This is a genomic window from Neokomagataea thailandica NBRC 106555 (assembly GCF_001598495.1).
GTDB lineage: Bacteria > Pseudomonadota > Alphaproteobacteria > Acetobacterales > Acetobacteraceae > Gluconobacter > Gluconobacter thailandicus_A.
This window is the reverse complement of record NZ_BCZB01000036.1, coordinates 1-18158: the sequence shown is the minus strand read 5'-3', so window position 1 is coordinate 18158 and position 18158 is coordinate 1. Positions and strand designations below refer to the sequence as shown.

General features: G+C 45.4%; 12 protein-coding genes and 4 pseudogenes. 11 read left to right on the top strand and 5 right to left on the bottom strand.

What is annotated here, in order from left to right:
* The 7 genes and pseudogenes from NTH01S_RS12120 to NTH01S_RS10365 all read left to right on the top strand — a co-directional run.
* Positions 1-322: pseudogene (locus tag NTH01S_RS12120) on the top strand (DDE-type integrase/transposase/recombinase); the annotation flags it as partial.
* An 868-nt stretch (positions 323-1190) separates the two neighbouring features.
* The gene (locus NTH01S_RS10385) at positions 1191-3194 is read left to right on the top strand and encodes a Hint domain-containing protein (RefSeq protein WP_169802071.1); all 2004 of its coding nucleotides are present in this window, start codon (positions 1191-1193) and stop codon (positions 3192-3194) included.
* A 119-nt stretch (positions 3195-3313) separates the two neighbouring features.
* A pseudogene (locus NTH01S_RS12115) lies at positions 3314-3464 on the top strand (IS6 family transposase); the annotation flags it as partial.
* Between the two features lie 472 nt (positions 3465-3936).
* Complete coding sequence (locus NTH01S_RS10380) at positions 3937-4416, top strand: Lrp/AsnC family transcriptional regulator (protein ID WP_068173446.1); 480 nt, start codon at positions 3937-3939, stop codon at positions 4414-4416.
* Positions 4413-5054 carry a LysE family transporter gene (locus NTH01S_RS10375; protein WP_218015984.1) on the top strand — a complete coding sequence of 214 codons (642 nt, stop codon included), beginning with the start codon at positions 4413-4415 and terminating at the stop codon, positions 5052-5054. Before NTH01S_RS10380 ends, NTH01S_RS10375 begins: the two co-directional genes overlap by 4 nt.
* Complete coding sequence (locus NTH01S_RS10370; RefSeq protein ID WP_068173444.1) at positions 5051-5509, top strand: hypothetical protein; 459 nt, start codon at positions 5051-5053, stop codon at positions 5507-5509. The genes NTH01S_RS10375 and NTH01S_RS10370 overlap by 4 nt, the downstream gene beginning before the upstream one ends.
* A 50-nt stretch (positions 5510-5559) precedes the next feature.
* Positions 5560-6192, top strand: a complete 633-nt coding sequence (locus NTH01S_RS10365) for an NUDIX hydrolase (protein ID WP_068173442.1) — start codon at positions 5560-5562, stop codon at positions 6190-6192.
* Between the two features lie 658 nt (positions 6193-6850).
* Here the strand turns inward: NTH01S_RS10365 and NTH01S_RS10360 are convergent.
* Together NTH01S_RS10360 and NTH01S_RS10355 are read right to left on the bottom strand one after the other, a co-directional pair.
* A complete protein-coding gene (locus NTH01S_RS10360) occupies positions 6851-8059 on the bottom strand; it encodes an arabinose transporter (protein ID WP_068173439.1) in 1209 nt (402 codons plus the stop codon).
* 1 nt (position 8060) lies between these two features.
* A complete protein-coding gene (locus NTH01S_RS10355) occupies positions 8061-8987 on the bottom strand; it encodes an aldo/keto reductase (RefSeq protein ID WP_068173437.1) in 927 nt (308 codons plus the stop codon).
* Positions 8988-9312: 325 nt separating this feature from the next.
* Between NTH01S_RS10355 and NTH01S_RS10350 the strand changes: the two genes are divergently transcribed.
* Entirely contained in the window at positions 9313-10212 is a 900-nt protein-coding gene (locus tag NTH01S_RS10350) for a LysR family transcriptional regulator (RefSeq protein WP_068173436.1), read from the top strand.
* A 66-nt stretch (positions 10213-10278) separates the two neighbouring features.
* On the opposite strand, the pseudogene NTH01S_RS12110 reads toward NTH01S_RS10350, so the two are convergent.
* Positions 10279-10615, bottom strand: a pseudogene (locus tag NTH01S_RS12110) (DDE-type integrase/transposase/recombinase); the annotation flags it as partial.
* A 378-nt stretch (positions 10616-10993) separates the two neighbouring features.
* Between NTH01S_RS12110 and NTH01S_RS10345 the strand changes: the two are divergent.
* Genes NTH01S_RS10345 through NTH01S_RS10335 form a run of 3 tightly spaced genes read left to right on the top strand, consistent with a single transcriptional unit; the run spans position 10994 to position 17366 of the window.
* Positions 10994-13039: a rhamnosyltransferase WsaF family glycosyltransferase gene (locus tag NTH01S_RS10345; protein ID WP_157070950.1), complete on the top strand. Its 2046-nt coding sequence runs from the start codon at positions 10994-10996 to the stop codon at positions 13037-13039.
* Between the two features lie 13 nt (positions 13040-13052).
* A complete protein-coding gene (locus NTH01S_RS10340; RefSeq protein ID WP_068173433.1) occupies positions 13053-15335 on the top strand; it encodes a glycosyltransferase 61 family protein in 2283 nt (760 codons plus the stop codon).
* 6 nt (positions 15336-15341) lie between these two features.
* A complete protein-coding gene (locus NTH01S_RS10335) occupies positions 15342-17366 on the top strand; it encodes a rhamnosyltransferase WsaF family glycosyltransferase (RefSeq protein WP_068173431.1) in 2025 nt (674 codons plus the stop codon).
* 103 nt (positions 17367-17469) lie between these two features.
* On the opposite strand, the pseudogene NTH01S_RS12105 reads toward NTH01S_RS10335, so the two are convergent.
* Both NTH01S_RS12105 and NTH01S_RS10330 read right to left on the bottom strand, forming a co-directional pair.
* Positions 17470-17601: pseudogene (locus NTH01S_RS12105) on the bottom strand (IS6 family transposase); the annotation flags it as partial.
* 107 nt (positions 17602-17708) lie between these two features.
* On the bottom strand, positions 17709-18158 hold a 450-nt coding region (locus tag NTH01S_RS10330), incomplete at its 5' end, for an integrase core domain-containing protein (protein ID WP_245642360.1).

Below are 18158 nucleotides of genomic sequence, written 5' to 3'. Positions count from 1 at the left end.
AAACGGTTTTTAGGCAAAGCGGTCAGTGGTCTGAAAGACTCGGAAAAGCCTGAGACGATCAACACAGATAAAGCCCCGACTTATGGCATGGCGATGTAAAGAGCTAAAATATGAAGGCAAGCTTTCTGGCGCAGTGCAGTACTGGCAAGGGGTCCGGCTAGTACGTGGCTTCAGAACACTGAAAAGCACCTATGCGACTATCCGGGGGTTCGAGATCATGCGGGCCATGAAAAAAGGACAGTCTCGCTTTTTCCAATTCCCGGAGAGCATCGTGGGAAACGTGCGTTTAGTGGAAAGACATTTCGGCATTTATAACATCTGAAACATCAATCAACTGGGATATCTGCGTCCTTATCAACAGGTTCGTAATTATTATAAAAACCTTTCATATAATGGCAACTTTACCTCATAATATGCTGTTTATGTGCTCTTCGCGTAGGTACATTATGTTTAATAAAATAATCTTGTATATATAAAATTATTTATGTTGGTCACGTATAATATAAATAATGAAAGGTGAAATGCGGCGTACGTTTTCTATGATTTCTGGTGAATGGAAACTATGGGTACCATTGGAAAAAATTTGTAAATTGACCCTCCACCATAGGTTGGGACGCTTCATTATCAATGAATCGCGTCACATCTTGAAGTGGTGGTCGAGGTCTGCCCCGGCAAAGCATGCCGATGTTTTCCGTAAAACTTTATTCTCTTTGCGCATCCGTTCGGGATTGTTGGCATCGAACACGCAATAGCCCTATTTTTAGGGGTAGCCTCATTAATTTTTGGGCATGGTCAAGGGAGTTTCATTCTAAAATATTATTTTTTTTGTAACAAATGTATTTTTTTAATTGATTAAGGATCATTATTTATTGTTATTTTAATGTAATTAAATAATCCACCATTGTTGTGGTGATTATGTATTTGCTTCGGCACCTGATGGAGTATAAATTATGACAACGGTACTTTCTGGTGATTGGGTTGCGTCTTCTGGAACTGACGGGACCGTTTATGTAAGCGGTGGAAAAACCGTCAGTGGAAATGTCTCGCTCTACGGGTCAGATACGATTCTGACCATTTCCAGTGGTGCCGAAGTCAGCGACATGACCAACCCGAGTTCCGCTTCAACGGGCAAGTACATTTCGGCAATTGTGCAGGACGGCGGCTCGATGATCGGCGGCTCGTTTAATGAGTTGGTAGTCAATCAAAAAGCCGGGTCTGTTGTTGAGGGAGGAGCATTCGTTTACGGTCAGTTCCATGACGGTGGCGGCACGATTTCCTCTGTTACCCTGATGCACAGCTACCTCAGTGCATCTTCAGGCTCACTTATTGAAGATGTGACGCAAACCCATGGGGCTGTGATTATAACCGATGGGGCAACCCTTTCGGCGGCTACGGAAAACGATGTCCAGATTACGATTGGGGCATCCGGCTCTGCAATCGATACCATACTCAGGTCTGGCGCCAGTCTGACGGTATCCAATGGTGGCGTTACATCTGGCGCGACCATTAGCAGCGGTTCAAACGAATATACCGGACTTTACGGCGCACAAGCGAGCGCCGTGCAGGGCACGGATTTTGATACAACTATCATGTCGGGCGGCGCAGAGACGCTCTATAATCGTGGCGTCTCGATCAGCGCGTACATCTCCAGTGGGGGCTTCCTCTCGGCTGGCAAGGGAAATGCCGGACCATCCAGCACGACGAACCTGACGGTTGTTTCTGCGGCGACCGTGTACGCGGGGGGGAAAATTCAGGCGCAGAACGATACGCTTTTGACCGACACGGTTCTCTCTGGCGGCACGCTCGATCTCGCGCAAGAAGGGGCCTATGCGCGGGGTACGGTCATTCTAAGCGGTGGTGTTGAAATTCTGACCGACCGATGGGTTGATGCCATTGGCGACTATATCGAAAGCGGCGGTACGCTGAATATTGCCAAGACGAACACCACCGTTAAAGATGGGCATCTTTATTATTCGGGCTCAGTCGATTTCTCATATCTTGGCGGAACGATCGAGAGTGCGAGCATGAGCGCGGACGACGTGCTTTCCGTCAAGACGAATAATGGTGATACAGCGTCGATCCAATTTGCAAGCTCCGAGTATACTGGAAACGATGTCTTCAAAATCGACGGTGATACCGTCACGCTGGTCTGCTTTCTCGAGGGTACCCAGATTCGCACGCCAGACGGCGAGCGTGCGGTCGAGACACTGACGAGCGGCGATACGGTTCTGACCTGGGACTGGCGAGCACGAAAAACGGTTGAGAAGACACTCTCTTGGGTTGGACGTCAGCCAGTGCGCGTCAAGCCTGGCTTACTTGACGATGAAGCAGGGTATCCTGTCCGCATTCGAGCCAATGCGATGGCGCCAGGCGTTCCATTGAAGGATCTTTTGGTGACGCCGGAGCATTGTCTGTTCGTCGAGAACGGGTTCATTCCGGCACGCATGCTCGTCAATGGTTCAAGCATCATTTACGATCGGACGATGACACAGTTCTCGGTCTTTCATATTGAGACTACCGAGCATGCGGTGTTGTGGTCGGATGGGGCTCTGTCAGAGAGCTATCTCGACACTGGAAACAGACGCAACTTTGCTCAGATCGGCGGTGAGGCCGTTGTTCTAGGCCGAGCCAAAAGCTGGCCCCATGATGCGGCGGCTCCGCTTATGACGAGCCGAGAGATCGTCGAACCTGTATTCACAAGTCTCGTCGCGCGCGCGGCTGAGCTCGGCTTTGGCGAGGTGACCCCGAGCAGGGAGATGGTCGAGGAGCCGGACCTTCATCTGTTAACACGGGAAGGGCAAGTGATCCGCGCTTACCGTCACAATAAAAGACACGTTTTGTTCCACGTCCCGGCGGGGGTTTCCGAGGTGCGGCTTGCCTCGCGCGCCAGCCGTCCCTCGGATACAATTGGCCCATTTGTCGACGACCGTCGGATGCTCGGCATTCTCACGGGCAAGATCACGCTCTTTGGTACGCAAACGACCGTGCTGTCAGATTATCTGAACAAGGCCGACCTCCGGGGGTGGCAGGGAGTGGAAAATGGGACATGCCGATGGACAGACGGTGATGCGTATCTGCCGCTGGAACGCCGGGATGGTGAATTGAGCACTGGTGTGTTGGCAGTGGAGGTCCTTGCTGCGGGTCCTTACATAATCGATCACACTCGAGATATAGCTGTAGCAATAAGTGCCTAAGTTAGCGTTGTTGCAAAGTTGGATCCCTTGCGAGAAAACCCTTTTGGTTTTGGCGTGAGGGACTGGGGATAAGAGATTTCAAGGGGTGTCACTTCTGTAGCGAAGTGATTCTGTGGGCGATGCGCTGGTATTGCCACTATGGGATTAGCTATCGCGACCTTGAAACCATGCTGGCCGAGCGGGGCATGAGCGTTGATCAGTCAACGACTTATCGCTCGCGCCAGCACTATACCCCCGAGATGGACATAGTGTTGGCGCTGGTATTGGAAGCGCTCGGGTATTACACAACACATGCTTACGGCTCAGTTGCGTGAATGAGAAGCGGATGGTCTCATTTTCCGTACGGTTTACGCTGAAGTCCCTCCTCGTGTGGAGAAATACAATCCACAGCAAAAGCACTGGGTTTAGGCCCGACTATAGAAGCACTGACAGCATGCTGGTTAGAGTTCGGCCAACCCTTTGATGGGAAATGCTCTATCAGAGGACGAAAAACGAACAATAGAGCCGCTATAATGTGAACTCTATGTCGAAAACGTCTCTTTTGTTTTGGTGATGCTGAGGGAAAATACTCTCATATTTTTAGTAGAGCTACGAAACACAAATTTTATCTGTATGTCCGACGCTGCACCTTTGTTCTCAACATTAATTATCTCAGCGCCAATTCGTTGGTAAATTAACGGATAAAATGCAATTTTTCCGTAATTTGTTTTGATTTTTTGTATAAAATAGTCATATTAACTGAATGGATAAGATTGACCTGCATATTCTGCACCTCTTACAGACTGATAATCGGCGTTCTGCAGCAGAGCTCGGACAAGAAGTTGGCCTGTCTGTATCGGCCGCCAGCGATCGCATCCGGCGGTTAAACGCTTCTGGATTAATCCACGCTAACCGCGCCGTGGTGAACTCAACCGAGATCGGCCTGGCATTGTGTGTCTTTATGTTCGTGGATTTGGAGCCGCGAGCAGATGAGCAAGCTTTCATCAAAGCGTTAATGCAATTGCCTGAAGTGCAAGAAGCGCACCATGTCTCTGGGCCGCATTCCTGGTTGTTGAAGGTACGTGTACATAACGCCGCTGCGTTGCAGTACCTTCTGTCTAACCACCTGAAATCCTTACCATGCGTGTTGCGTACCGAGAGCATTATCGTTCTAGACACAGCAAAAGAAACGACCGAGCTCGCACTGACAGTAACGAGTGTCGTCGACGGAGGAGAAACGTGACAGGAGCAGCCAATACTCTCGTTCGGGGGGCTATGGTAGGATTTGCGATCGCCGCGCCTGTGGGCCCTATCGGGCTGCTTTGTATCCGACGCACGCTCACGCAAGGAGTCGGCGTTGGGGTTGCTTCGGGTGTAGGCGCGGCGACGGCAGATGCGCTCTATGGCCTACTCTCTGCACTTGGCCTAAGCGCTCTTTCAGCCGTACTCGTCGAACAAACCGTAGTATTGCGCATGATCGGCGGGTTGTTACTCGCTTGGTTAGGGATATCGGCGCTACGCCAAGCCATAAATGACGACACGACTATCGTCGCACGAGACGCGGGACGATCTGGGGGTAATTTGACCACAGCGTTCGGGTCGACTTTCGTACTCACGCTCGCCAATCCGATGACGATACTTTCCTTTGCCGGTATCGTCGCGGCGTTGGCGAGTCCGGGAGATACTAGCGCCAGTATAGCGCTGATCGTTGGCGTGTTTGCGGGATCAGTTATGTGGTGGTTGCTCTTGGTTGGCGGTGTCTCGGTCGCGCGTCGTTCATTGCCATCATCATCGTTGCGTTGGATTGAAGCCGCGTCGGGCGTAGCACTGTTTTTGTTCGGGGGATATGCAATGCTGGCTGGGATAGGCCGAGTATTATGACAACATTCAGCGTGGGGAGCACCGTCCGCTTTCGGTCGGATGCGGAGATCGAAGCTATAGGTACAGGCCTCATTAACCAAACCCTGCCTAAGGAGCGGTGGACACATAATGCCCATCTCGCAGCGGCGGTTTGGATCAGTGCTGCGAGACCTGACCTTATCCCTTCCAGAGACATGCCGGGCATTATCCGGGCCTATAACGAGTCAACAGGAGTGCCTAACTCGGACACGCGCGGCTATCATGAAACGATCACACAGGCCTCCTTACAGGCCGTACAGGCATTTCTTGTAAAATTAGCAACGGACACACCGCTATACATTGCATGCAATGCACTGCTGGATTCCCGCTACGGTGGGAAAAATTGGCTCCTAGAGTATTGGACACACGCACTTCTGTTTTCACCCGCTGCACGGCGATCTTGGATAGAGCCGGATCTTGCGCCTTTACCATTTTAATGACATCGGACGGCAAAACATTATTCATTAATTTTATGAGGAGAGATTAGATCGATACCGAACCAAAGTGGCTGCACTGGTCGCGAGAATTACAAGCTCTGGCACAGTGTGGTCTCACGTTCACCAATGATGATTTCGATCGTGAGCGGTACGAAAAAATACGTCATCTCGCGGCAGAGATGGTTCATGCGCATACAGATGAACCCCTCAAACGAGTTGAGACACTTTTTGCTGGACTGACAGGATATGCCACTCCACAGATAGACGTGCGTGCCGCTGTCTTTGATGATAAAAAACGCATTCTCATGGTACGCGAAACCGCCGATAGCAACCGCTGGACTCTCCCTGGCGGTTGGGCAGATGTAAACGTCACACCAGCTGAGAATGCTGTTAAGGAAGTACTGGAAGAGAGTGGCTACGAAGTCATCGTAACCAAACTGGCTGCAGCATGGGACCGTACACGGCAAGGCCATCCCATCGGTATGTTTTCCTGCTGTAAGATGTTTTTCATATGTCAGTTAGTGGGAGGTGCCCCAATTACGAGTCTGGAGACATCCGAAATTGGTTGGTTTGCTGAGATTGACTTACCTTCCGACCTATCATTGGCTCGTGTGCTGCCACAGCAAGTGAGGAGGATGTACGAACATTACAAACAACCTGACCTTCCAACAGATTTTGATTAACTGAAGTCGTTCATCGAACGGATACACCCCATAATTTGGATATATATCATTTTCATTCAGTTATTCTGCACTGCCTTCTCCATATTGCGGTATCCTTTGATGATTCTGATATTGCCTGTTTCTCCGAACGCTCCGGCATCTATATCAATGCGGAGACAGAGCCGATTGCCGGGACAGCAGCGTTGTGACGCCGGGCGTAAGTCACTCTCTTTCAAGTCGTTATAATGCGTCTTCATATGGGGGATGTCACGCTACTCCGTCAGTCGCATGATCTACAGATTGCCCCGCGCAAAACCCGCAAGCTCCATTAACACTAGGCCTACACAGGTTAACATCTACCATTGTTCCCATGAGGCAGTTGTATAAAATGACCCCCAATAATGAGACAATGAGCTAAGTTCGTTTTTCCTGATGTAAGGAAGACGATGATGAAAGTAGCGCGCAATAATCATTGAAAGAGATTTGTACTATGGCGGGTTTGGTGTCGCATTTTGGCATTCACTCAACACTGGTGCGGGATTGGAAGCGTGAATGTGTAAAGAACATAGGCGCCACTTTCAGTGGAAAGACGGAGACATCCGAGGTCAGCTCGAAAAGCCTGTGAAAGATTGAGACGCTGCACGCCAAGATGGGGCTGTTGGGGGACCACCTTTTGTTTTCATTGAGCCGGTGTCGCCGGTATCTGTTGGGTTTTTACCAGTCGGAGTGTTGTGCCGATCGCCGTCAGTGCGACACTCGCGCTGACTAAGAAAATCGAGGCGATGCCGGTTTGGTCTGCGATCCAGCCGAGCACCGGCGTGCCGAGGCCAAGGGCCAGATCGAGGAACGCGGTGTAGAGGCCCATCGCACGGCCGCGATTTTCAGGCGATACAGCCCGCACGACTTCCGACCCAAGGCCGGGATAAATCAGCGAATAGCCGAAGCCGGCGAGGGCGGAGCCCACTGCCGCCATCAAGCCGCTGTTTGCCCACCAGATGAGGGCAAGACCTGCGGCAAGGACGCAGATAAAGATGAGGGCGATGCGCGCGCCGCCGTGATGATCCGGAAGATGCCCGAACACCAGGCGGGCCACGACCAGCGCTGCCCCGAAGGCGCTGAAGGCCAGCCAGATTGGGTGCCATCCTCGATCTGTAAAGAGGAGCGAGCTGAAGGCAAGGATCGCGCCGTATCCGACGCTGCTGAAGGCCGCACCAAGACCCGGCAGCCACACCGCCCCTGCCACGTCCCGGAAACTCGACCGGTGCCTCTTTTCTGATAATGGCGCGGCGGGGATCAGGATGAGGCTGGCAAGCACGAGCAACGGCACTGCCGTTGTCACTAAAGCGATCGCCGCGAAGCCCGCGCGAGCATAAAAGAAAGTGCCGATCGGCCCGCCGACCGCCATTGCGGTGAACATCGCCGTGCCGACCCAAGCAATGACCCGGCCCGCGCTGCGCGCATCGACCAGAGCGAGGCCCCAGGCCACCCCCCCGGTGATGATGAAGCTCTCAGCTCCCCCGAGCAAAGCGCGCCCGAGGAGCAGGATCGTGACGGAAAGCGTGGGAAAGTCGATGAAGGCCAGCGATAGGAGATAGAGAAGCCCCGAGACGGCCGCCGCTAGAAGCCCAATCACAACACCGCTTTTGGCCCCGCGCTTGTCGGCATAGGCCCCAGCCCATACCCGGGAGATCAGAGAGGCGGCGAATTGGCTTCCAGCCACCAAGCCGACGACGAAGCTGCCGAAGCCGAGGCTATGCTGCACATGTAACGGCAGCACTGGCAAGGCGAGGCCGATAATTAGGAATCCAGCAAAGACTGCCGTCATGATCGGAAGTAGGATCAGGCCGATGCCTTCAGAGGCACGAGACTGTGAGTTTGTCGCGGGCATACTAATTCATGCCTTTCATTCGATCGGTCGTGAACAGGAAGTCCTGTGCGGATTCAACTGCAGATTTCCGTTTCTTGCCGAACACCGGGAACGCGGCAGCTTCTCCGTAATCGACGGTGTTTTTGACGCCCTTCAGCGTCGCCATGTCCATGTCGGAGATCGTGAAGTCCAAGGCGGCATTATCGCGCAGGTGTGCTGTGTTGCTGGTCTTGGGAAGCGGGACAAGGCCGAGTTGGAGGCAATAGCGAATGCAGAGCTGGGCGACGCTAACACCATGTTTGTCGGCCAGTGCGGCCAAGTTGGCATCGGCCAGCGCCGCGCCATGCGCCACGGGTGAATAGGCTTCGACCAGCATTCCCTTAGAGCGCGAATAGTCGATTAGATCGAAGGGGGTGTTGCCGATGTGGGTGAGTACTTGGTTGACCATTGGCGCGACGCTACCGTTGTTCAGCAGGTTGTCGAGGTCTTCCCGCTCGAAGTTCGATACGCCGATCGCTCGGATCTTGCCTGCACTATAAGCCTCTTCGAGCGCTCGCCACGCTTCAAGATTTTCTTCAAAGAAATGCCCGCCTTCGCGGAACTCGGCCCAGGGCTGAGGGCTGTGGATTAGCATCAGGTCGATGTAATCCAGACCGAGTGAGCGTAGCGATCCCTCGATCCGCTTCTTCGTCTCCCCATAGGTTTTTACTTCGGCTGCAAGCTTGGTGGTCACGAAGAAGTTGGTGCGGGATATACCGCTGGCGCGCAGGCCTTCGCCTACACCGCGCTCGTTCCCATAGGCTTGGGCGGTATCAACATGGCGATAGCCGATCTCCGCCGCTTTACGTACAATGCGTGCGACGTCGCCGTCATCGATTCTCCAAGTGCCAAGCCCGAGCTTTGGGATTGTTACCCCGTTCGCCAGCGTAAATGTCTCTCCCAAGGTCATGATGTTATCCTTTCAAACAGGGTTTTTGCCGGCGCTCGTAGCCCGGATTTCTCTCCATATTTCAAGACGTTCATCACATCCCGAACAATGGCGTCAGCTGGGATTTACTTCTGCTTTTCGGACTTTCCCAGCCAGAGCTGCACGATGACATGCGACATGGAAGTTTCCCTGGTGACTTGATGTTGTGGAGTTAATCTGCCGTTTTTGAAGTTGTCCAAGAAGGTAGTCTGTTGCCTGCCTAGCCTTTTCATAAGAAATTCTAGGTTATGGTTGTTTTAGATACTATGATTTATAATTAGCATGAGCTTATGAGGAGGCCTCATGAATGATTCAGGAAAACTTGAACGACTTACAGGTGTTCCTCGTCGTTGCGCGGGAACGAAGTTTCACTAGGGCAGCGGCGAAGCTCGGTGTCTCGCAGTCTGCCTTGAGCCATACGATCCGGCTGCTGGAAGAGAGGCTCGATGTGCGGCTGTTGACACGTACTACCCGCAGCGTCGCGCCGACCGATGTCGGCGCCCGTCTGATCGCTGGCATCGCTCCCAGTTTCCACCATATCGAAACGGAGTTGGTTGCTCTTGGCGACCTCCGCAAGAAGCCGGCCGGCTCGATCCGCATCACCACGGGAGATCATGCAGCGCAAGCCTATCTTCTACCTGCGCTGCGCCGGTTGCTGCCGAACTATCCTAATATCTGCATTGAAATCAGTGTGAATTACGGTCTCACGGATATCGTGGCCGAGGGCTATGACGCCGGTATTCGTCTCAATGAGCAGGTTGCCAAGGACATGATCGCTATGCCGATCTCGACCGATGCGACTATGGCTGTCGTCGGCTCCCCTGACTATTTCGAGCGCTATGCGACTCCGGCCGTGCCGCAGGATCTCACCGAGCATATGTGTATCAACTTGCGGACCCCGACGCATGGCGGCCTCTACGTCTGGGAATTCGGGAAGGCGGGGCAGGCCGTCAACGTGCGTGTGAACGGCCAGGTCATCGCCAACAGCGGATGGATGATTTATCAATCCGCCTTGCAGGGTCTTGGGTTGGCCTATCTCAATCTCAACATGGTAAGAGAAGATATCAAGGCTGGGCGTTTGGTGCGTGTGCTGGCTGATTGGTGCGAGACGTTCCCCGGCTATCACCTGTTCTATCCAAATCGCCGTCAGCCCTCGCCGGCCTTTTCCCTATTGCTCGATGCACTGCGCTATAGAGGGGAAAAATAGCTAGAATATATTCGGTCTTGTTGCAAACTTAGGTTTGGGTTGAGTGGAGGGATAATTGCCTTTCGTTCAGACGCAATTATCCCATGATACTCTCTTGGAACTGGAAGAGTTCAGCTTGTCCTTTTTTAAGGCGCGCATGACCTCGAAGCCTTTAATGGTCGCATAAGCGGTTTTCAGGCTTTTGACCTGACGGTGTGTCAGCGCGTCGGGAAGCTTACCGTTCCCCCTGAGTTGGTTGATTGGTCGGGGCTTTGTCCGTGTTGATTGTTTCGGGTTTCTTCCTTTCCCTCAGGCCGTTCCAAGCTTTGCTCAGAAAACGTTTGGCAGTCTTAGTGTTCCGGGTCAGTGAGAGGAAAAAATTAACAGTGTCACCGTCTTTGCCGACTGCGGGAAAAGCCTGGGCACTTCCAAGCTCATAGGGTCACTCAACCCCAAAAATGATGACCTTTGGAATCATTCATCGGAGCAAATCTACCTCGAAACTAATAGAAGGTCTGAGATAGCTTTTAAATTGTTTTGAATTAAAAACAAATATAGCCCCATTTAACCTCAATTTGTAACAGGGCTATAGTTTTTACTGAGGTATAGTCTCGCCATGATGGATATGTCTAAATAAAACTAACAGACATATAGAGTTTAATAAATAATAACAAAAGTTATGATAAGAAATGTGAAAATCAATATAAATGTTTTTATTATATTAACTGTGTTGTAAAAACATCTTGACATGGTGGTATGTATTATGATGTTTTTTAATAAAGTTTAATTATGGAATTGTGCTGTGAATGTAAAAAACATTACATCAGATAAAAGAATTGCCGCATGTGTTGATTATATAAAAATTAGATCGACAATGTCTGATAATGATATTGATGCATCAAAAATAAGTTTGGATAATATTCTTTATGAATACTATTCTACACCAGTAATAATGTCTATTAGCCCTAATTCTGATTTTGATGAAGATTGGTATTTGGGACAATATTCTGATGTTGCATCTGCTGTTGCTTGTGGGCAGGTTTTATCGGGATTTATACATTATGTTTTGTGTGGAATTAATGAAGGGCGCTGGCCGTCTAAAGGTTTGTATGAATTAAAGACGGCAGAAACGTCAGAATATGTAGAAAGTAATCGTTTTGACGAAGAGGTGTATTTACAAAATTATATTGTAGCCCAACGTTTTTTGAAGGCATTTCCTATTATTTCAGCGGCAGAGTTTCATAATCTGTATGGCCGTCACATGGGTTTTGTGCCTGCATGGAATTTACACCCTGAGTCTGCGCGTATAAAAATTTTGGCAAGTATAAGTAGAGAGTTTGATGAAAATTGGTATAAAGAAAAATATAAAAATAATATTCATGATAGATACGAAAAACTATCTCCATTAACGCACTATCTGACGGAAGGGGTAAAATTAAAATACTCTCCTAATTCTAAATTTGACGAAGGATTTTATAATTCATTTTATCCTGAGATAAATAATGCCATTCAGCGTGGTGATATAGTATCTGGATATTATCATTATTTGGTTGCGGGACGGAGAGAGGCTCGCCTCGCTCTTTACGAAAAACAACAAGTGCTTGAGGCTAGACTCCCGGGAGTTACAAAGACTGCATTATTAGATCGAGTTCCGGCGATCAGAAACCGCCTTACGCTGTCAAATGTTAAGGTTGATGTTGATGGTGAAAGAAAAATAATTTTCTTACTTCCAACGATTAATCCGGATATTACATTTGGGGGATATCGAAGTGCATTTGAGTTGATACGTAGATTGCAGGAAGAAGGGTGGCCTATTACAATAGTTTGTACTGAAGACGCTAATGCAAGTGTGGAATATTTTTGTTGGAGAGAAGAAAAAAGTATATTTAATAAAGTTTTAAAAAATTTACATTTTATCCCCTTTTTAGAAAAGGATAATCTGACTGTTGGAGGAAATGATATAGTTATTTCCTATTCATTGTGGGATCTTTATTTTGCTTCAAAAATAAGGAGTGAAGCGCCAAATACGAGAGTTATTTTGTTGTCTCAAGAATATGAGCCTATATTCCATGATAATAATGCAATAAGATCTATATTGGATGAAGCTTATAATATACCGCACTACCCTATAATAAATAGCGGATATTTAACTGATTATTTTAAATCACATAATATAGGAATTTTTAGATCTAAAAAAAATCCTGTTATGGGAAAAGATTATTATGTTTTTGAGCATAGAATTAATAAATTAAAGGAGCAGTCTCTAGAGGCGATGCGTGATCGTGAAGAACGTATATTAATTGCATATACACGGCCTGAGGGGCATGCGGCACGTAACCTTTTTGAAGTCCTTATTATGTCATTGCAGGATCTTTGTGAGGAGGGGGCTTTCGGGCCGGAGTGGAAATTTATTGGTTTAGGTGCGTTAACTGACTTGCCTCCTATTAGTCTTGGCGGAGGTCACCATTTAAGTATTAAAACAAAAATGTCTGAAGATGAATATACGCATTATATCAGCTCAATGGATATTGGTTTGAGCTTAATGTATGCTCCGCACCCAAGCGTTATGCCGTTTGAGTTTGCTACGACAGGAGCTATTGTTGTAACAAATACATTTGAAAATAGATCATCAGAATCATTGGCTTCTATTTCGAGTAATATAATATCTGGCCCCCCGACGGTTGAGGGTATTACAGGTGCATTACGTATGGCTATCAAAAAGGTAGAAAATATCGATGAACGCCTTTCAGGAATATACAGGCCTTCTTTATCAAGTTGGGATCAAATTTTTAATAAAGACATGTTGAAAGAAATTTGTAATTCGCTGCCCCCATATCCGAATAATTGAAGGAAGATTTATTATGCCACAGAAATTCATAGGATTTTCGGAAAGTGCGAAACAATATAATTGTTTATATGGCATATCCGACACAATTCCTGGTATATCTAAAATACAAAATGCTCTTGTTGCGGGTGTTAGGCCTACTGTGCCGGGCAGAAAACTTGATATGTTGGCTGGTGGTGTATTTGATGCTAGTGGTCACTTGGTTGAGGCGTCTTTGCAGCCGCGTTCAGATGAGCATAATGCTATAGCTCCTATTCAGCCCCCAGAAAGACGCACGCCGCAGAGGACAATTGAAAAAGCTATTTTTGGTGGGGTTGCATTTGACCATTTTGGACATTTTTTACTTGAGAGTACTGCTAGACTTTGGGCTTTAAGTGAATATAAAGACTATTCTTGGATATTTTTAACGACAGGTCAAGAAAAATTACCTGATTATCAGGTGGGGTTTTTGGAAATTTTGGGATTAAATAAAGAAAAAATAATTGTTGTTGGTGATCTTATTTCGGTTAATGAGTTATTTATACCTCACACGTCATTTACATACCATCATTATGCCTCTTCGGCTTATCGAGATACATTTAGGAGGGCACAAATACCCGATAGTGGAAGAGCTCAACGTCGTATTTTTATTTCGCGGAAAAACATGAAAATTGCGATGACTATCGGTGAAAGTGACCTAGAAAACGTACTGAGCGATGATGGGTGGGAAATAGTTTATCCAGAACTTTTGTCTCCACTGGAGCAGGTGCAAATTTTTCATGAAGATAATATTATTTTAGGATTGCAGGGTAGTGCTATGCACTTGAGCTTATTTGCTCCGCCCGGACGAAAAGTAATTCATTTGTGTCGTGGACAAGGGTACAGAGGTTATTATCTTTTAGACGATTTAATGGATGCGGATGCTATCTATTTTGATTCTATGGTAAAAACTGAATTGCCATCTAAGCCAATTGCAGGGCCATTTTTGCTAGATATTGGTGCAGCATTATCATTTTTATTCGAGCAGGGTTTAATAAAAAAAAACCTATCAAGTAGTATTAATGCGTATGAAAATTCTAAAAAACGCCTTTTGGAATATGAAGCTTGGTGGCATTATACGGAAAGTCAAATTAGACAACATCATAATCAAACTCATGAAGGCCTACCTGCTAACCTCGAGATGGCAATAGATTCTGCTGAGAAAGCAGTAAAACTTTATGATGGATCAACGGAAATTATTTCGCACGCTGCTGCTTTAGCTTTGAAGCAAGGATCATCAAAGCGAGCATTGTCGATCCTTGATGGAGTAGATTTAACGTGCTTTTCAGACGATAAAGATAAAGCAATACTATTTTATTTTAGAAGTTTGACTGAAGAACAAATGGAGCAATATGATTTATCTTTGTCGGCAGTTCAAGAAGCAAGAAGATTTGACGATAAAAACCCTTTATATGCCAATCAAGAAGCTAAGATTTTGTATCGATTAAACCGATATTCTGAATCGGAAAGGTGTTTGTATAAAATAATTGATAATAATATGCAAACTTATGAAACGTATTATATATTAAGTATTATTTTGAGTGAAACAAAAAGAAATAAAGAGGCTGTAAATTTATCAGTTATGGCTTTTAATCTAAATAATACAGATATAGGAATATATCGTCGAGCATTATATCTCTTGATGGAAGAAGGACGATTTGAAGACGCTAGAAATATTGGACGTCAATTCTGTGAAATTAACCCTATTAGAGAAGATATTATAGAAGAATTATTATCAATAGAGGATGAATTAGGAGATGTCGATGAAAAGTATACAATTTTATATTTAGAAAAATTGTATACTATTAATCCATATAAACTACCTATATACAATAGATTATATGATATATATAAAAAAAATAATACTATACCAAGAATAGATGGTAATTCAAAGTTTATATCTGCCGGAGTTAGCGATTATGCGATTATGCTATATGACTATAGTCAACAAATGATATCCAAAGGGAAGGATTTGGATGCGATATTTTCAGCTACAGAGGCAGTTAATTTGGACCCTAATAATGAAACTATTTTACTTTATCTTGTCGGATTGCATATTAAATGCGGAAATATATTAATAGCCAATGTCCTGTCATCAAAATTAGTTGAAATGTATCCATCTTCAGGTTTTTATTATTATGTCTTGAGTTTGTCAGAATTTAAAATTGGGCAAGAAAAAAAATCTATTAAAAGTGCTAAAATGGCAAAGGACATCCTTCCTGAAAATGAGGTAATAAAAAATCATTACGATGAAATAATAAAAATAGTGGGGGATAATTAATCTATTATGAATAAGGCTATATCATTTCTATTAGATCATGTATGTATAGATGAAAAAAAATACGATATTGTACAAATTACAATGAATTTATTTAATTTTGATAATTTGAGAAAAAAAATCAATACTATTTTTCAGGCAGGTGATGATTTGTCTGATGATGTAGTGTTAGATTATTATACAAATTTTCCAGAAATTAGAGTTGTAAGCCCGTCAAATTTTTTTTCTGAGGAGTGGTATAGAGAGCGTTATCCGGATGTCAATAATGCTATTGTTAATAACAAAATTATGAGTGGTTTTTCTCATTTTTTAAAATTCGGTTTGAACGAAGGTCGGTGGCCAAATAGTTATTTTGAATCAAAAGCAGATTTCTCACTTAATTCGAAGTGGATTGATGAAAAAAGTGTTGTAAATATTAAATTTAATTCTATTTCTTATAATTTTTTGTCTGCATTTTCATGGATTGAACCAATAACTTTTTATAATTTATATGGAAGGTTTTGGGGATGCTCTATTGATATTGAATCTTCCATTGTGATGCAAATGCGTGCTGAGTTTGATGGTGATTATTATAGGTTGAATTATTTATATAATGATAACCATAATAATAATCCGTTTGATTATTACCTAGAGAAAGGAATTTCCTATAAACACTCTCCTAATAGTTGGTTTGATGAAGAGTGGTATCAAGCATTTTATGCTGATGTGCGTATTGCTATAATGAAAGGAATTTTTTCATGTGGGTTCGCTCACTATTTAAAGGCGGGGAGGGGGGAGGGCCGTTTCCCAAAATTTAATTTAACAATCGCTTTGGAGGGAAGTATGCCCAATGTCACAAAGCCAATTTTATTAGAACGAACAGAATTTTTGCGTGATCGCATGAATCGGGTTGAAAATATAAACTTTCCTCTTGTTTCTGATCAAAAAAAAATGACGGTATGGTTTGTTATACCTATTTTAAATTATGATATTGCCTTTGGCGGCTATCAAGCCTGTTTTGCTTTAATGGTTGCGATAAATAGAAAAGGTTATTCGATAGGTATTATCTGTATGGAGGAGCAGGTTCCTAACCTTGAATATTTTTTATGGCGCACAAAAGATGAAGAATTAAAAAAAGTTTTAATTAAGTCTGAAATAATTGGTCGTGATCTTATCGATAAAATTGAAATTAATATAAATGATAGATTTATTGTTTACTCTGTATGGGATTTGGCAATTGCTCATAAATTTGCATCGGAAACGAAAAATAAATATCCAATACTTATAGCTCAAGAGTATGAGCCTATATTCTATGATAGTGGTTCTTTATCTGCGGTCTGTGCAGAGCAGTACGAGATTCCACATATTGCACTTATTAATAGCGTGTATTTATACCGTTTCTTATTAAAAAATAAAATTGGTGTTTTTGGTGTGAACGGTGGAAAGTATTTGATATTCAATCACAAAATTAATATCCTAAAAAAACAAAGTGTAACTGAAATGAAAAATAAAAAAAATAGAAAATTTGTTATTTATTCTAGACCGGAGGGGCATGCTTCTCGAAATTTATTCGAAATAATAGTTATTGCATTGCAGCAATTATGTCAAAATAATTTATTTTCAGATAATTGGGAGTTTATCGGAATAGGGTCTTTGTCAAAAATACCAGATATTTATTTAGGATCTGGTCACTATTTGCGTATACATACTAAGATGAGTGAAATAGATTATATAGAAAGTATAAATAATATCGATATAGGAGTAAGCCTTATGAATGCTCCTCATCCAAGTGTGGTTCCGTTTGAATTTCTTACCTCAGGTGCAATTGTTATCACTAACACTTTTGAAAATAGGAGTTTTTCTGAATTAAAATCAATCAGTGGAAATTTAATTCCATGCTCACCTAAAATATCTGCATTGAAATCAGCGATATGTGAAGCAATAGTTCGAGTTGAAGACTTTTTTTCTCGAGAAAAAAACATTTACAAACCAGAGACATCTAGTTGGGAAGAGATCTTCACCGACACATTCGTGGAATCGATGATGGTATACTAAATTTTTATTTTAATTATGGGCGGATAAACGATTTGGAGGGACTGAAAAATGGCCCTATTGCAAAGTTAGGATAAGGACGCAGATATCCCAGTTGGTTGATGCTTCAGGTGTTGTAAATGCCGAAATGTCTTTCCACTAAACGCACGTTTCCCACGACGCTCTCCGGGAATTGGAAGAAGCGAGACTGTCCTTTTTTCATGGCCCGCATGATCTCGAACCCCTTGATAGTCGCATAGGTGTGACGTGCCCCCCAACGTGTTACCACTGGTAAGTAGAGGTTTCTCTTTTATGGTGTGTGGTTGATGGGATAGCAATGGTCTTATGGGCATGCCCATAAGACCATTACTGAACAACTTGAGCGGGAGTTCTACCACCCAGTTTTGAGTGTGGGCGCACGGTGTTGTAATCCTCACGCCACAGCGCCAGGACATGCCGCGCATGGGGCAGAGAGGTGAAAAGCGTCTCGTTTAAGCATTCATCACGCAGTTTGCCGTTAAAGCTTTCAATAAAGCCATTCTGCTGTGGTTTGCCGAGGGCGATGTAATGCCACTCCACGCCCATGTCTTCGGCCCATTTCACAATGGCATGGGAGGTGAATTCTGTCCCATTGTCACTCACAATGATGAGCGGCTTCCCATAGCGTTCCACCAACACCGTCAACTCCCGGGCAACACGCCCTCCGGATAAAGATGTATCAACAATGAGAGCCAAGTTTTCTCGGCTCACATCATCAATAACGGTCAATATCCGGATGCGCCGCCCGCAGATCAGCGCATCAGAGTGACGCGCCCA

Coding starts and splice junctions, on each gene's coding strand:
- NTH01S_RS10360 (WP_068173439.1), bottom strand. CDS start 8,059: ATGCCCGCGACAAACTCACAGTCTCGTGCCTCTGAAGGCATCGGCCTG.
- NTH01S_RS10370 (WP_068173444.1), top strand. CDS start 5,051: ATGACAACATTCAGCGTGGGGAGCACCGTCCGCTTTCGGTCGGATGCG.
- NTH01S_RS10335 (WP_068173431.1), top strand. CDS start 15,342: ATGAATAAGGCTATATCATTTCTATTAGATCATGTATGTATAGATGAA.
- NTH01S_RS10355 (WP_068173437.1), bottom strand. CDS start 8,987: ATGACCTTGGGAGAGACATTTACGCTGGCGAACGGGGTAACAATCCCA.
- NTH01S_RS10340 (WP_068173433.1), top strand. CDS start 13,053: ATGCCACAGAAATTCATAGGATTTTCGGAAAGTGCGAAACAATATAAT.
- NTH01S_RS10380 (WP_068173446.1), top strand. CDS start 3,937: ATGGATAAGATTGACCTGCATATTCTGCACCTCTTACAGACTGATAAT.
- NTH01S_RS10350 (WP_068173436.1), top strand. CDS start 9,313: ATGATTCAGGAAAACTTGAACGACTTACAGGTGTTCCTCGTCGTTGCG.